3 protein-coding genes are annotated in these 1,475 nt (G+C 64.9%); 2 read left to right on the top strand and 1 reads right to left on the bottom strand.

Going from position 1 to position 1,475, the window contains the following annotated elements; all coding sequences use genetic code 11:
- On the top strand, positions 1-221 hold a 221-nt coding region (locus ACFW2E_RS46805; RefSeq protein WP_384478250.1), incomplete at its 5' end, for a transposase.
- Positions 222-318: 97 nt separating this feature from the next.
- Positions 319-528 (top strand): integrase core domain-containing protein, encoded by a 210-nt coding sequence (locus ACFW2E_RS46800; protein WP_266390321.1) that lies wholly within the window; start codon positions 319-321, stop codon positions 526-528.
- 17 nt (positions 529-545) lie between these two features.
- Here ACFW2E_RS46800 and ACFW2E_RS46795 read toward each other — a convergent pair.
- On the bottom strand, positions 546-1,475 hold a 930-nt coding region (locus tag ACFW2E_RS46795), incomplete at its 5' end, for an ISL3 family transposase (protein ID WP_384478247.1).

Below are 1,475 nucleotides of genomic sequence, written 5' to 3'. Positions count from 1 at the left end.
GTCCCTGGCAGCGGGGCACGAACGAGAACACCAACGGCCTGCTCCGGCAATACTTCCCCAAGGGAACCGGCCTGTCGCGATGGGATCCCGATGAGCTTCAGGCCGTCGCTCACGCCCTCAACACCAGACCCCGCAAAACCCTCGGCTGGAAGACACCCGCCGAAGCCCTCAACGAACATCTACTATCGACTCAGGACCCCGGTGTTGCGACGACCGCTTGAGTCCGGGCAATACGTATCAATTCGATACACCGACCGGCTGTCCGACATCGGCGCCTCCGCATCGGTCGGCTCAGTCGCTGACTCGTACGATAACGCGATGGCCGAGGCCCTGAACGGCACCTTCAAGGCCGAGCTCATCGAGATGCAGGGCCCCTGGAAGGACGTCGACCAGGTCGAACGGGCGATCTTCCAATGGATCACCTGGTACAACGAAGAACGCCTTCACTCCGCGCTCGACTACGTTCCGCCCGCCGAGTACGAGGAAGCCTTCTGGCGAAGCCAGGAGCAGACCCCGCAGTCCGCCTGAACCAAGACCACCGGACTCTACGAAACTCGGGGCGGCTCAACGCCTTCGTTCCAGCGTTGGTGCAGGTAGCCGACGTACGGGTCGACGACGTGCGCCCGCTGCAGGTTCTTGGCCACGACGTCGTCGGCGGAGCGGGCGTTGACCAGCTTACGGACAGTGGCTTGGTGCAGCCCAAGTCTTCGGCCGATCGCCGCCTTCGACATCCCCTGCTGCCACAGTTCATGGGCAGCTGCATGCTGTTCACGGAGTCGAGTCACGATCTTCAGCTCTGCCGTCGGCCGGACCACTTGCGGCTCGGCGGGAGTATCCGCGGGTTCCGAAGGCGGTTCGGCCAGACGGGAGCGATAGCCGTTCACAGTCTTCTCGACTGCCTGGCCAAGGTTGGCCCACAGGTGATAACGGTCAGCGACCTGCTGGGCCTGTGGCGCCCCAGTACGTGCACCCTCCGCATAGCCGCTGGACCGGTCCCGGCAGATCACCTTCACCTCGGGATGTTTGCGGAGCCAGGCAGCCAGGTCCTCGCCCTCGCGCCCGTCGTAGAGATGCAGTGGGCGGTGGGTAGCCATATCGATCAGCACCGTGCCGTAGTGGCGGCCCTTGCGGAACGCGAAGTCGTCGACGCCGAGAACCTCCACCTCGCCGACCTCCGGCTCGGGCAGGGCCCTGACCAGCCGCAAGAGTGCATCCTTGCTCACGGTGATGCCGACCGCGAGGGCCAGGCGGGCTCCTGCCCGGTCGGCCAGGGCCAGCCCGATCTGTGTCAACACTCCTCGCAGCAGAGGTGTCTGCCGACTGTGCGGGGTCGTCAGGCCCGCAATCTGTTCAGCGAACGTCACCGCTGAGCAGGCAGGGTTCTCACAGCGGAAGCGGCGTATCGACAACTCGATCACGACACCGAGCCCGCCCACGGCGACGTCACGCAACTTGCGTACATACCGGCCATGCAC

This window comes from Streptomyces sp. NPDC058964, from assembly GCF_042741275.1.
In the GTDB taxonomy this organism is placed as follows: domain Bacteria; phylum Actinomycetota; class Actinomycetes; order Streptomycetales; family Streptomycetaceae; genus Streptomyces.
The sequence above is the reverse complement of the archived record's forward strand: the minus strand, read 5'-3'. Positions and strand labels throughout refer to the sequence as shown.